The organism is Pseudomonas sp. ME-P-057 (assembly GCF_030208975.1).
GTDB lineage: Bacteria > Pseudomonadota > Gammaproteobacteria > Pseudomonadales > Pseudomonadaceae > Aquipseudomonas > Aquipseudomonas lutea.
Map to the genome: position 1 here is coordinate 113,820 of NZ_JARVSX010000027.1, position 13,216 is coordinate 127,035.

11 protein-coding genes are annotated in these 13,216 nt (G+C 61.3%); 6 read left to right on the forward strand and 5 right to left on the reverse strand.

Annotated features, from left to right (window positions below; translation table 11 throughout):
• Positions 1 to 71 precede the first annotated feature (71 nt).
• From bioC to bioB, 4 genes are read right to left on the reverse strand one after another with little or no spacing between them, the layout of a single operon-like run.
• Positions 72 to 920 carry a malonyl-ACP O-methyltransferase BioC gene (bioC, locus tag QRN48_RS15490; protein WP_285351536.1) on the reverse strand — a complete coding sequence of 283 codons (849 nt, stop codon included), beginning with the start codon at positions 918 to 920 and terminating at the stop codon, positions 72 to 74.
• Positions 913 to 1,644, reverse strand: a complete 732-nt coding sequence (locus QRN48_RS15495) for an alpha/beta fold hydrolase (RefSeq protein ID WP_285351538.1) — start codon at positions 1,642 to 1,644, stop codon at positions 913 to 915. Before QRN48_RS15495 ends, bioC begins: the two co-directional genes overlap by 8 nt.
• On the reverse strand, positions 1,637 to 2,827 hold the full coding sequence (gene bioF, locus QRN48_RS15500; RefSeq protein WP_285351539.1) for an 8-amino-7-oxononanoate synthase: 1,191 nt from the start codon (positions 2,825 to 2,827) through the stop codon (positions 1,637 to 1,639). Before bioF ends, QRN48_RS15495 begins: the two co-directional genes overlap by 8 nt.
• 31 nt (positions 2,828 to 2,858) lie before the next feature.
• Positions 2,859 to 3,914, reverse strand: coding sequence for a biotin synthase BioB (gene bioB, locus QRN48_RS15505; protein ID WP_037019073.1), 1,056 nt, complete (start codon positions 3,912 to 3,914; stop codon positions 2,859 to 2,861).
• Positions 3,915 to 4,026: 112 nt separating this feature from the next.
• Between bioB and QRN48_RS15510 the strand changes: the two genes are divergently transcribed.
• From QRN48_RS15510 to rarD, 5 genes are all read left to right on the forward strand, one after another.
• Positions 4,027 to 4,761 carry a ComF family protein gene (locus QRN48_RS15510; RefSeq protein ID WP_037019072.1) on the forward strand — a complete coding sequence of 245 codons (735 nt, stop codon included), beginning with the start codon at positions 4,027 to 4,029 and terminating at the stop codon, positions 4,759 to 4,761.
• Between the two features lie 158 nt (positions 4,762 to 4,919).
• Positions 4,920 to 5,684, forward strand: a complete 765-nt coding sequence (locus tag QRN48_RS15515) for a TOBE domain-containing protein (RefSeq protein WP_285351542.1) — start codon at positions 4,920 to 4,922, stop codon at positions 5,682 to 5,684.
• A gap of 102 nt (positions 5,685 to 5,786) precedes the next feature.
• A complete protein-coding gene (locus QRN48_RS15520) occupies positions 5,787 to 7,700 on the forward strand; it encodes a PhoX family protein (RefSeq protein ID WP_285351543.1) in 1,914 nt (637 codons plus the stop codon).
• A gap of 153 nt (positions 7,701 to 7,853) precedes the next feature.
• Complete coding sequence (locus tag QRN48_RS15525; RefSeq protein ID WP_285351546.1) at positions 7,854 to 8,828, forward strand: serine/threonine protein kinase; 975 nt, start codon at positions 7,854 to 7,856, stop codon at positions 8,826 to 8,828.
• Positions 8,829 to 8,978: 150 nt separating this feature from the next.
• Positions 8,979 to 9,872: an EamA family transporter RarD gene (gene rarD / locus QRN48_RS15530; RefSeq protein ID WP_285351549.1), complete on the forward strand. Its 894-nt coding sequence runs from the start codon at positions 8,979 to 8,981 to the stop codon at positions 9,870 to 9,872.
• Between the two features lie 63 nt (positions 9,873 to 9,935).
• Here the strand turns inward: rarD and QRN48_RS15535 are convergent, their stop codons facing one another.
• A complete protein-coding gene (locus QRN48_RS15535; RefSeq protein WP_037019064.1) occupies positions 9,936 to 10,454 on the reverse strand; it encodes a glycine cleavage system transcriptional repressor in 519 nt (172 codons plus the stop codon).
• 471 nt (positions 10,455 to 10,925) lie between these two features.
• Here QRN48_RS15535 and QRN48_RS15540 point away from each other — a divergent pair, with 471 nt between their 5' ends.
• The gene (locus QRN48_RS15540; RefSeq protein WP_285351552.1) at positions 10,926 to 13,103 is read left to right on the forward strand and encodes a malate synthase G; all 2,178 of its coding nucleotides are present in this window, start codon (positions 10,926 to 10,928) and stop codon (positions 13,101 to 13,103) included.
• The last annotated feature ends 113 nt before the right edge of the window (positions 13,104 to 13,216 follow it).

Consider the following 13,216-nt stretch of genomic DNA (forward strand, 5'->3'; position numbering starts at 1 on the left):
CAGATATTTCAAACTGTTGCCTGCTTAACTATAGCGCCCATGCGGCGAACGCCCACTTTATTGACCAATCTTTAATCAGCGTCAGGTTTCGTCAGAACGGCATACACCACCTGATACGTGGCTGGCAGGCCTTGCTCCTGGCGAAAGGCTTCGTATGCGTCCATCAGCGCCTCAATCCGCGCACGGCCGGTCAGGCCCCCCGGTCTGCCCGGGTTGATATTGTGGGCGCCGAGCGCCTTCAGCTCATGGGTGAGGCTGCGCACATCCGGGTAGTGCAACACATGCGGCAGCACCTCCAGGCTGCTGATGGCCAACCCGCTGGCAGCGCACAGACGGTGATAATCGTCGCGCTCGCGAAAGCGATTGACGTGAACCAGGCCGTCCACCGCCTGCCAGCTGTCGCGCAGCTCGAACAGCGTCCCTGCGCAAAGGCTGGCAAACGCAAACATACCGCCCGGCTTCAGCACGCGCCCCGCCTCGCTCAGCACCGCAGCGAAATCCGGGCACCACTGCACCGCGAGACTGGAGAACATCAGATCGACACTCGCGTCGCACAGCGGCAGGTTCTCCGCGTCGCCGGCCACGTAATGCGCGGCCCCGCCCGACGGCCGTGCATAGCGCAGCATGCCTTCAGCGAGGTCCAGCGCGACGCCTTCGCTCTGCGGGAAATTCTGTGCAAGCACGCGGCTGAAACAGCCCGTGCCGCTGCCCAGGTCCAGCCAGCGGGAGGGCGCCAGATCGGGCAGCCGTGATATCAGCGCGGTGCCGACGGCACGCTGCAGATCGGCCACGCTGTCATAGCTGGACGCAGCCCTGGAGAAGGAAGCCGCCACCTTACGCTTGTCCGGGAGCAGGTGCTGATCAGACGCTTGTTGCTGTTTCACGGCCTTGAGCACCGCGCAGTGGGAAAGATCAGTCATCACCGGACTCGTGTAAAAACGCATGAACTGCAGCGGCCACGCCGTGCGGATTTTCCAGAATAAAGGCATGGCTGGCCTGCTCGATCACACCGACTTCAATATCCGGTTGCAGGCTGAGCAGGTCCGCCGACGCCTCCGCTGGCACCAGTGCATCAAGGCCGCCGAACAAGTGCAGTTGCGGACCGCGGAACGCCTGCAGCGCTTTGCGAGTGTCCATCTGCTCCAGCAGTTTCAAACCTTCGATCAAACCGGCGCTTGTGCCGTGCGGCGCGCAGGCTTTGAGCTGCCTCGACAGAGCGCGGGGTTCTTCGGCGCCCTGCACGCATAGCAGACTGAAGCGCTTGAGTGTTGCATCCAGATCGGATTTACAGCCGCCGATGAACGCATCGAAATCCGTCTGCGCCATTGCGTTGGGCCATTCGCTGCGCGCCACGAAGCAGACGTTGCTGGCGAATGTCGCCAGACCGCAGCAGCGCTCGCCCCGGCGCGCCGCCAACTCAGCGGCCAGCATGCCACCCAGGGACCAACCACCGAGCCAGACATTGGCGGGCAATGTCGAATCAAGCTCATCGAGCCAGTCGTCGAGGTCATCGTTATCCATGTCCGGCAGCGGTTCGATCTCGACGTGCAGGTGTTCGTCCAACCCTCGCAGGGCTGCCGCCAACGGCTCCAGGGGAGAGACGCCCAGGCCCCAGCCCGGCAACAGGATCAAATGATCACGCATGGTTGTGCTCCGAGGGTTCATCCACGCCCAGCAGCGGGTAACACTGCTCCAGTGCCTGCAACAATAGCTGCACCTGCGCTTCGCTGTGGGCAGCGGACAGCGTGACGCGCAGACGAGCACTGCCTGCAGGCACCGTGGGTGGGCGAATGGCCGTGACCATAAGCCCGCGATCCCGGAGCATTTGCGACAACCGCAACGCGCGGCCGCTGTCACCGATCAAAATGGGTTGGATAGGCGTGAAGCTGTCCATCAACTGCAAACCGATGGCTTGCGCGCCCGCGCGGAACTGCCGGATCAGGGCGGTGAGGTGCTCACGTCGCCAGTGTTCAGTACGCAGCAGTTCGAGGCTTTTCAGCGTCGCGCAGGCCAGCGCCGGCGGTTGGCTGGTGGTGTAAATGTAGGGACGAGCAAACTGGATCAGGGTTTCGATCAGCTCTTCGCTGCCCGCAACGAACGCGCCCGCCGTGCCGAATGATTTACCCAGCGTGCCAATCAGCACCGGCACCTCGTCGATACCCAGACCGAAGTGCTCGACAATGCCCCCACCATTGGCACCCAGCGGGCCAAAACCGTGAGCATCGTCGACCATCAGCCATGCGCCTTTGGCCTTCGCAGCCCTTGCCAGCGCGGGAAGATCAGCGATGTCGCCGTCCATGCTGAACACGCCGTCGGTCACCACCAGCGTGTCACCAACGGCTTTGTCCAACCGACTGGCGAGGCTGTCGCTGTCGTTGTGCAAGTAACGGGAAAACCGCGCGCCGCTGAGCAGCCCCGCGTCCAGCAGCGAGGCATGATTAAGGCGATCTTCGAGCACGGTGTCACCCTGCCCGACCAATGCGGTCACCGTGCCAAGATTGGCCATGTAGCCATTGGAAAACAGCAGCGCGCGGGGCCGCCCGGTGAACTCGGCCAGCGCTTCTTCCAGCGCGTGATGGGGCGTGCTGTGGCCGATCACCAAATGCGAAGCGCCGCCACCGACGCCCCAGCGCTCAGCCCCTGCCTGCCAGGCGGCCACCATCTCGGGGTGATTCGCCAGGCCCATGTAGTCATTGTTGCAGAATGCCAGCAGCGGTTGGCCGTCAACGATCACTTCGGGGCCCTGCGGGCTCTGCAGCAACGGCCGCTGACGGTAAAGGTGCTCGGCACGACGGGCAGCGAGACGTGCGTTCAGATCAAAAGACATGCAGGCCTCGGGTCAAGCCATTGATGAAGAATCAAACAGCAGCGTCGTAAAACATCTCGCTGCTCTTTTGCTCGATCAAGGCCTGTTCGATGGCCGCTTGATGCACCTCGTCCGAATGCTCCTCGCGAGCCTCAGGCTGGATGCCTAGCCGGGAGAACAGAAGCATGTCCTTGTCGGATTGCGGGTTAGCGGTGGTCAGCAGTTTGTCGCCATAGAAAATCGAATTGGCGCCGGCGAAGAACGCCAGTGCCTGCATTTGGTCATTCATGGCTTCGCGGCCTGCGGACAGGCGCACGTGGGACTGAGGCATCAGGATGCGGGCCACGGCGAGCATGCGGATGAAGTCGAACGGGTCGATGTCTTCGGCGTTTTCCAGCGGCGTGCCGGCCACTTTCACCAGCATGTTGATCGGTACCGACTCCGGGTGCTCCGGGAGGTTGGCGAGCTGAATCAGCAAATTGGCGCGGTCGTCCAGGGACTCGCCCATGCCCAGAATGCCGCCGGAACAAATTTTCATCCCGGAATCACGCACATACGCCAGCGTCTGCAGGCGGTCGCTGTAGGTGCGCGTGGTGATGATGCTAGTGTAGAAATCCGGCGAGGTATCGAGGTTGTGGTTGTAGTAATCCAGACCTGCCGCAGCGAGGGCCTGCGTCTGGTCCTGGTCCAGCTTGCCGAGGGTCATGCAGGTTTCCAGGCCCAGCGCTTTAACGCCTTTGACCATTTCCAGCACGTAGGGCATGTCTTTGGCGGAGGGGTGCTTCCACGCCGCGCCCATGCAGAAGCGGGTGGAGCCGATGGCCTTGGCGCGGGCGGCCTCCTCCAGCACTTGCTGGACCTGCATCAGCTTCTCTTTTTCCAGACCGGTGTTGTAGTGGCCCGATTGCGGGCAGTACTTGCAGTCTTCCGGGCAGGCGCCGGTTTTGATCGACAGCAAGGTCGAGACTTGCACACGGTTGGCGTCGAAGTGAGCGCGGTGCACGGTTTGCGCCTGAAACAGCAGGTCATTGAATGGCTGTGTGAAGAGTGCCTTGACCTCGGCTAGATTCCAGTCGTGACGCAAATTGGCAGTAAGGCTGGCGCTCATGGGCGGCTCCCTTGATGTTTTTCTGGACGATGACCCGGGCGGCTTCGCCTGGAGGCAAAACCGGAAAGCCCACAGGCGCAACACGGATGTTCGGCATATTTAAGGAAGCACCATGCGCTGTCAACCATATAACGGGCACGAGGTTTACATCTGGTTAAAAAGTGTACAAACCTGCTTGTTGTGCGACGAGACGACCGATTCCATACATCCCATCTGCATGGCCTGTGAACAGGAGCTGCCCTGGCTGATCGACCAATGCGACCGTTGCGCGCTGCCCATGCCAATGGCCGGCCTGACCTGCGGCGCATGCAACCGACACCCGCCTGCTTTCAACGAGGTGGTTGCCCCCTGGCTTTACGACTTCCCGGTCGACGCTTTAGTCACACGCTTCAAACACCAGGGCAAGTGGCCGCTGGGCCGTCTGCTCGCCGACCTGTTGAGCGAAACATTGCAACACCGCTTTCTGGAAGGCCTGCGCCAGCCCGATTGCCTGATCCCGGTACCGCTCGCCAGGAAACGATTGCGCCAGCGCGGCTTCAATCAGGCGGCTATGTTGGCCAAATGGCTTGGGGCAAGGCTGGGGCTGGCGGTTGATGAGCGCGTCTTACGGCGCATCAAGGAAACGCCCTCGCAACAGGGGCTGGATGCGAAAGCCAGAAAACGCAATTTGTCGTCGGCCTTTGCCTTGACCGATGCGGCGCCGATCATCGGCAAGCACTTGGCGCTGATCGACGACGTACTCACCACCGGTTCTACCGCCCAGGCACTGGCCGAGTTGTTGATCAAGGCGGGCGCACGGTCGGTTGACGTGTATTGCCTGGCGAGAACGCCCAAGCCTGGGGACTAAGACCCGCCCATGATCTTGCAGCGACGCCGATCACCTGTGGGAGTGACCGTGGTTTCCAGAGGACTTTGGCTTATCAAGGCGAAAACGAGAGACATCGCCCGATATCATGGCCATGGCTTAAACTCCGGCGTCATCACTCTCAGCGCATCCGACCCCCTATGTCACTACCGCCTTCTCTCACCCAGCACATGGTCCGTCGGCCGCACCGCATTGCGCTGTTGCAGCACATTGCCGAGCAGGGTTCGATCACTCGTGCGGCGAAAAGCGCCGGGCTGAGTTACAAGGCGACGTGGGACGCCATCGATGAGCTGAACAACCTGGCACAAAAGCCGTTGGTCGAGCGCAGCGTCGGCGGTCGTGGGGGCGGCGGTGCGAAGTTGTCCCTGGAGGGCGAGCGCGTACTGCGGCTTTACCAACGCCTGCAGGCGCTGCAAACCCAGTTGCTGGAAACCGCGGAGGAGTCAACCGACCTGGCGTTGATCAGCCGGTTGATGTTGCGCACCAGTGCGCGCAATCAGTTGCATGGGCAAGTCAGCCGGATCCGATCCCAGGGCCGCAACGACACGATCACCTTGCAACTCGCGGGCGGCGTTTCCATCGACGCGCAAATTACCCATGACAGCACCTTGCGGTTGGGGCTGGAGATTGGCACGGACGTGTTCGCCCTGATCAAGGCGGGCTGGCTTGAGGTGCTGGCGGCGGATCAGCCTGAAACAATCGGACACAATTGTCTCAGTGGAACGATAGAAGAAATTCTCGACGCCGAGAATGGCCCGAGTGAGGTCAGGATTATCCTTCCCAGTCATCAGATCCTCTGCGCGCTGGCTGAGGGCGAGCGTCTGCAAGCCTTGAAACTCAAGGTCGGCGGGGTTGTGAAGGTTCAGTTCACGCCGTCCAACATTCTCGTCGGCACTCCGTTGTAGTCAGCGGCTGGATCAGTCGCGGCGACAGGCCCATCATCGGACCGACACAATACTGTCATCCGCACTGCATAGGGTTTTGCCCTAAACCGCAGGGAGCCCGTGATGACGCTATTAAAAGATAACCAAACCACCGACCTCGAAAACATGGTCGGCCTTACCCGCCGCGGGTTCATCAGCGCTGGCGCCCTGTGCGGCGCTGCGATGTTTCTGGGCGGCAACCTGCTCAGCCGCAGCGTAATGGCCGCAAGCGTCAGCGCTGCCAACAGTGCGCTGCTCGGCTTCGACAGCATCCCTTCCTCCACCGCCGACGGCATCGCCCTGCCGCCGGGCTATCGCTCCTCGGTCCTGATCAGTTGGGGCCAGCCGCTGCACGCCAACGGCCCGGCGTTCGACCCCAGCGGCAATGGCACGGCGAAGATGCAGGAGTTGCAGTTCGGCGACAACAATGACGGCATGAGCCTCTTCACCTTCCCCGGCGACAAGCCAGAGACGGCCGGCCGCGCGCTGATGGCGATCAACAACGAGTACACCAATTACCGCTACCTGTTTGATCACGGTAAGGATCCGCAGTCCGCCGAAGACGTGCACAAGGCTCAGGCCAGCGAGGGCGTTTCGGTCATTGAGGTCAAGCGCGACGGGCAGCAATGGACCTTCGTACAAGGTTCAAAGTACAACCGGCGCATTCACGGCAACACGCCGATTCACCTCAGTGGCCCGGCCGCAGGGCACGAATGGCTGAAAACCGCCGCTGACAAAACGGGCAAGAACGTGCTCGGTACTTTCCAGAACTGCGCCAACGGCAAGACGCCGTGGGGCACGTACTTGACCTGCGAAGAGAACTTTACCGACTGCTTCGGCAGCAGCGATCCGGCCCAGACCTTTGATGCCGCGACCAAGCGTTATGGCGTCACAGCCGCCAGTAAAGAAGTGAACTGGCACCTGCACGATCCGCGCTTCGACGTCGCCAAAAACCCCAACGAACCCAATCGCCATGGCTGGGTGGTCGAGATCGATCCGTTCGACCCCAAATCCACACCGGTCAAACGCACTGCGCTGGGCCGCTTCAAGCACGAAAACGCCGCGCTGACCGAAACCAAAGACGGACGCGTCGTGGTGTACATGGGCGACGACGAGCGCGGCGAGTTCATCTATAAATTCATCAGCCGCGACAAGGTCGACCATCAGAATCCCAAGGCAAACCGCGACATCCTCGACCACGGCACGCTGTACGTGGCGCAGTTCGATGGCGGCGACAGCAACCCTGATCGCCCCAAAGGCCAAGGCAGATGGATTGAGCTGACCCATGGCAAAAACGGCATCGACGCCACCAGCGGATTCGCCAGCCAGGCTGAAGTGTTGATCCATGCCCGATTGGCGGCGAGCCAGGTCAAGGCGACACGCATGGATCGGCCTGAATGGATTGTCGTCAGCCCCAAAGACGGTCAGGTGTATTGCACACTGACCAACAACATCAAGCGCGGTGACGAAGGGCAGCCTGTCGGAGGGCCGAATCCGCGCGCGAAGAATCAGTACGGGCAGATTCTGCGCTGGCAGGAAACAGGATTAGACGCGGCGGCGATGGATTTTGCGTGGGACCTGTTCGTCGTCGCGGGCAACCCGGGCGTACATGCAGGAACACCGCAGGGCGGTTCGAGCAATATCAACGCGCAAAACATGTTCAACAGCCCCGACGGGCTGGGCTTCGACATGGCCGGACGGCTGTGGATCCTGACCGACGGCGACTCCACCAACGCAGGTGATTTCGCGGGCATGGGCAACAACCAGATGCTGTGCGCGGACCCTGCCAGCGGCGAAATCAGACGGTTCATGGTGGGGCCAGTCGGCTGTGAGGTCACCGGCATCAGCTTTGCGCCCGATCAGAAAGCGCTGTTCGTAGGCATTCAACACCCCGGCGAAAATGGCGGTTCGACCTTCCCCGAACACCTGCCCAACGGCAAGCCGAGGTCTTCGGTGATGGTGATCACGCGGGAAGACGGCGGGGTCATCGGCGCGTAGCAGAGGGCTTGCGCATCCCGCAAAGGGCTCACTCGGCGGGATGGGCATTCCACTGAATCAACGGCAACGGGTGTAACGCGCTGTGTCAGGTGCAACACGCCTGAGTTACCATGACTGGCCCGACGCGGCAGCCTGCTGCGCGCAGGAGTTAGCATGGCCCACCCGTTCGCAACACTTACACCTGACCTGGTGCTGGACGCCGTCGAGAGCATCGGCTTCGTCACCGACGCCCGCATCCTCGCGCTGAACAGCTACGAGAACCGCGTCTACCAGGTCGGTATCGACGAACAGCAGCCGCTGATTGCCAAGTTTTACCGGCCTAATCGCTGGACCAACGAAGCCATCCTCGAAGAACACAGTTTTACCGCCGAACTCGCCGATGTCGAAATCCCGGTGGTCGCACCCATGGTGCATAACGGGCAAACCCTGTTCGAGCACGCCGGCTTTCGTTTCACCCTCTTTCCCCGTCGCGGCGGTCGTGCCCCAGAGCCCGGCAACCTCGATCAGCTCTACCGTCTCGGTCAGCTGCTGGGGCGCATCCATGCCGTCGGCGCCACCCGCCCGTTCGAGCATCGCGAAGCCCTTGGCGTGAATAACTTCGGCCACGCTTCGCTGAACTACTTGCTCGACAACAACGTCATCCCGCGCAGTCTGCTGCCAGCGTACGAGTCCGTCGCCAAAGACTTGCTCAAGCGCGTGGAAGACGTCTACGCCGCTACGCCGCACCAGAACATCCGTATGCACGGCGATTGCCATCCCGGCAACATGATGACCCGGGACGAGATCTTCCACATCGTCGATCTCGACGACTGCCGCATGGGCCCTGCGGTCCAGGACGTCTGGATGATGCTGGCGGGGGATCGTCAGGACTGCCTGAGTCAATTGTCGGAACTGATGGACGGCTACAACGAATTTCACGACTTCGACCCACGCGAGCTGGCGCTGATCGAACCGCTGCGCGCACTGCGCCTGTTGCATTACAGCGCATGGCTGGCGCGTCGCTGGGACGATCCCGCGTTTCCGCACAGCTTTTCCTGGTTTGGTACAGAACGGTATTGGGGCGATCAAGTGCTGGCGCTGCGCGAACAGTTGTCTGCGCTGAACGAGGAACCGCTGAAGCTGTTTTAACACCGACGAACTCCTTGCAGGAGCGCGCTTGCCCGCGAATGAATCGCTCCCGGGCCTGCCATGCCATTGATCCAACGCGATCGCGGGCGAGCGCGCTCCTACAAAACCTCCACCACCGCCTCACAACAAAAACTTGCCGAAGGACCACCCATGCAAGCTGCCAACCCGCGCCGCGGGTACATTCTGGGCCTGAGCGCCTACATCATCTGGGGACTGTTTCCGATCTACTTCAAGGTGCTTGCCAGCGTTCCTTCGCTGGAAATCATCGTCAATCGTGCCATCTGGTCAGCGATTTTCGGCTCGCTGCTGTTACTGGTCTGGAAGCATCCCGGCTGGTGGCAGGAGCTGCGCGACAACCCCGGGCGTCTGGCCATTCTCGCCTGCAGCGGCTCGCTGATCGCCGCCAACTGGCTGATCTACGTGTGGGCCGTCAACAACAACCACATGGTCGAAGCCAGCCTGGGTTACTTCATCAACCCACTGATCAACGTCATGCTCGGCATGGTGCTGTTGCGCGAAAGGCTGCGCCCACTGCAGTGGGTGGCGGTGATGCTGGCCTTGATCGGCGTGCTGCAACAGGTCTGGCAAGTCGGCAGCCTGCCGTGGGTCTCACTGGCCCTGGCGTTTACGTTCGGTTTCTACGGCCTGATTCGCAAAAAGGCGCCCGTGGCCGCGCTGCCCGGGCTGGTGGTGGAGACCTGGATTCTGGTGCCGCTGTCCGTGGGATGGCTGCTGTTCAACCCGCTCGCCCACAGCGCGCAGCCCGAATTCTGGACCACCACCCAAGCGCTCTGGCTGGCGGCAGCGGGTCCGGTCACCCTCGTACCTCTGGTGTGCTTCAACGCTGCGGCGCGGCACCTGCCTTACGCGACGCTGGGTTTCCTGCAATACATCGCGCCAACGCTCGTGCTGGCATTGGCGGTGATCCTGTACGACGAACACATGCCATCGGCCACGCTCGTAACCTTCGCCTTCATCTGGTCCGGGTTGGTCATCTACAGCTTTGATGCCTGGCGCTCGCTGCGTAAACGCGCTCAAGGCTGATCAGACCTGCAGCAGGCCCGGCAGGATGGCCTGCTGCAGGTATTGGCTGATCTGACCGACGCTTTACTCTTCGCCGGAGAGATGCAGTTCCACCATCAAGTCATCGGCCAGCGTTTCCAGGCGCTGCTGCAAGGTGTCCAGCGAGAGCTCTAACGGCAACCCGAGCACAGCATGGGCACGGAACAATGTCTCGCTGCTCATCGGCGCAGGCTCGACGCTGGTCACCAATTGCTCAAGATTCACGCCCTGCTCGGTGAGCACGCGTGTGACGTCGCGAACGATCCCGGGGCGGTCGTTGCCCACCAGTTCCATGGTGATGGGCTTCCACTCGGGGGAAGCCTCGGGCGCAACCTCGGCAAACAGCACACGGATGCCTCGCGCCGCCAGGGCCTCCAGGGCGCTGCGCAGTGGCTGATGCGCATCGGCCGGGGCACTGACCCGGAGAATCCCGGCAAACTGCCCGGCCATATGCGACATGCGGCTTTCCAGCCAATTGCCACCGTGTTCTGCAATACAGGCTGCCAGTTGCTCGACGACGCCTGGTTTGTCCGGCGCCGATACCGTGACGATAAGATGATCCACAAACGACTCCTTTATTGGCATGCACGGAGACCTGTCTGATTTCACGTTCAGGTCCGGTGACTGCGAGTATAGGCACGCCAGCCGTATCGCCGCTCCGAAAGCGCCTCCTGATTTATTGTGTACGATCTGCATAATTCTCTGGAACAATCTGTAAGTTCTTTGAGAACATCTTGATCGGCTGCTGGCCGGACCTTGCAGTCCGGCCACTGAGGGCAGCGTTCAGTCTGGATTTTCACGTCACAACTCATGATGTAGTATCGCGCCGCGTTCACTACATAAATGTCGGACCGATGCCTTGACTGACGTCCTGCACGGTCGCCACCTGTATTAAACGCTTCATTTCAGGTGTCCGCCGCCCTGCCCAGCCGCCCAAGGGGCATGATCTGGAGGGGTACACAGCGACGTCGATGGCTTTAACAATAAGAGCGCTGGCGATTACAGCGCAGATAGCTGAGCAGAGTGAGGCAAGTAATGACTGAACACGTTCAAGTCGGTGGCCTTCAGGTCGCCAAAGTCCTGCTGGATTTCGTCAACAACGAAGCCATCCCCGGCACTGGTATCGACCCGGCTGCATTCTGGGCCGGCGCCGATGCGCTCATCCAGGAGCTCGCGCCGAAGAACAAAGCCCTGCTCGCCAAACGAGATGATTTCCAGGCCCGCATTGATGCCTGGCATCAAGCCCACGCAGGCAACGCCCACGACGCAGCGGCCTACAAGGCGTTCCTGCTCGATATTGGCTATTTGCTGCCGGAAGCAGCGGACTTTCAGATCACCACGAAAAACGTCGATGAAGAAATCGCACGCATGGCCGGCCCGCAACTGGTGGTGCCGGTGATGAACGCGCGCTTTGCCCTGAACGCTTCGAACGCCCGCTGGGGCTCGCTGTACGACGCGCTGTATGGCACCGACGCGATCAGCGAAGCCGGCGGCGCGGAAAAAGGCAAAGGCTACAACCGAGCCCGTGGCGACAAGGTCATCGCGTTCGCCCGAGGGTTTCTGGATGAAGCCATCCCCTTGGCGGCGGGCTCCCATGTTGACTCGACCGCTTACAAGCTGGTTGAGGGCAAGCTGGTCGTTGGCCTCAAAGGCGGCAGTAATACCGGTTTGCGCGATGACGCGCAGCTCATCGGCTTTCAGGGGGACGCATCGGCGCCGAGCGCACTACTGTTCAAGCACAACGGCCTGCACTTCGACATTCAGATCGATCCAGCGAGCCCGGTCGGCCAGACTGACCCTGCCGGCGTCAAAGACGTGCTCATGGAAGCTGCGCTGACGACCATCATGGATTGCGAAGACTCGATCGCCGCCGTCGATGCTGATGACAAAGTGGTTGTGTACCGCAACTGGCTGGGGCTGATGAAGGGTGATCTCGCCGAGAACGTTGCCAAGGCCGGCACAACGTTCACCCGCACCATGAACGCCGACCGCGTGTACAGCTCGCCCGCCGGCGAGCCGGTGACGCTGCATGGCCGCTCCCTGTTGTTCGTGCGCAATGTGGGTCATCTGATGACCATCGATGCGATTCTCGACAATCAGGGCAACGAAGTGCCGGAAGGCATTCTCGACGGCCTGCTGACCAGCCTCGCCGCCGTTCACAACCTCAACGGCAATACGTCCCGCGCCAACAGCCGCACCGGCTCGGTTTACATCGTCAAACCGAAGATGCATGGCCCCGAGGAAGTCGCGTTCACCAACGAGTTGTTCGGGCGTATTGAAGAGGTACTGAGCCTGCCCCGCAACACGCTGAAGGTCGGGATCATGGACGAAGAACGTCGCACCACGATCAACCTCAAGGCGTGCATCCAGGCGGCAAGCGAGCGGGTGGTGTTTATCAACACCGGCTTTCTCGACCGCACCGGCGACGAGATCCACACGTCAATGGAAGCCGGCCCGGTCGTGCGCAAGGCCCAGATGAAGGCCGAAAAATGGATTGCTGCATACGAGAATTCCAACGTCGACATCGGCCTGAAATGCGGGCTGCAAGGCCGTGCCCAGATCGGCAAGGGCATGTGGGCCATGCCTGATCTCATGGCTGCGATGCTCGAACAGAAAATCGCCCACCCGCTGGCTGGCGCCAACACTGCCTGGGTGCCATCGCCCACTGCCGCCGCGCTGCATGCCCTGCATTACCATAAGGTGGACGTGTTCGCACGCCAGGCCGAACTCGCCCAGCGCACCGCCGCATCGGTCGACGACATCCTGAGCATTCCGCTGGCGCCGAACACCGACTGGACGGCGGAGGAGATTCAGAACGAGCTGGATAACAACTCGCAGGGCATCCTCGGCTATGTGGTGCGCTGGATTGACCAGGGTGTCGGCTGCTCGAAGGTGCCGGACATCAACGATGTCGGTCTGATGGAGGACCGCGCCACGCTGCGCATCTCGAGCCAGCACATCGCCAACTGGCTGCGACATGGCATGGTCAGCGAGCAGCAGGTGATGGAAAGTCTCAAGCGCATGGCGCCTGTGGTAGACCGTCAGAACGCCGGCGACGCGCTGTATCGCCCGCTCGCTCCGGACTTCGACAGCAACATTGCATTTCAGGCAGCGGTCGAACTGGTAATCGAAGGCACCCGCCAACCCAACGGTTACACCGAACCGGTACTGCACCGCCGCCGTCGGGAATACAAGGCTAAAAACGGAGCCTAAAAAAGGCGCGCAAGTCGTGCCCATAGAAAAGGCGGTGTTGCCATCAGGCACACCGCCTTTTTCATTGCCTGCGCATTGTAGGAGCGCGCTTGCCCGCGAAAGCATTTCATCAG

Coding starts and splice junctions, on each gene's coding strand:
- QRN48_RS15525 (WP_285351546.1), top strand. CDS start 7,854: ATGGCCCACCCGTTCGCAACACTTACACCTGACCTGGTGCTGGACGCC.
- QRN48_RS15540 (WP_285351552.1), top strand. CDS start 10,926: ATGACTGAACACGTTCAAGTCGGTGGCCTTCAGGTCGCCAAAGTCCTG.
- rarD (WP_285351549.1), top strand. CDS start 8,979: ATGCAAGCTGCCAACCCGCGCCGCGGGTACATTCTGGGCCTGAGCGCC.
- QRN48_RS15515 (WP_285351542.1), top strand. CDS start 4,920: ATGTCACTACCGCCTTCTCTCACCCAGCACATGGTCCGTCGGCCGCAC.
- QRN48_RS15495 (WP_285351538.1), bottom strand. CDS start 1,644: ATGCGTGATCATTTGATCCTGTTGCCGGGCTGGGGCCTGGGCGTCTCT.
- bioF (WP_285351539.1), bottom strand. CDS start 2,827: ATGTCTTTTGATCTGAACGCACGTCTCGCTGCCCGTCGTGCCGAGCAC.
- QRN48_RS15520 (WP_285351543.1), top strand. CDS start 5,787: ATGACGCTATTAAAAGATAACCAAACCACCGACCTCGAAAACATGGTC.
- bioB (WP_037019073.1), bottom strand. CDS start 3,914: ATGAGCGCCAGCCTTACTGCCAATTTGCGTCACGACTGGAATCTAGCC.
- QRN48_RS15510 (WP_037019072.1), top strand. CDS start 4,027: ATGCGCTGTCAACCATATAACGGGCACGAGGTTTACATCTGGTTAAAA.
- bioC (WP_285351536.1), bottom strand. CDS start 920: ATGACTGATCTTTCCCACTGCGCGGTGCTCAAGGCCGTGAAACAGCAA.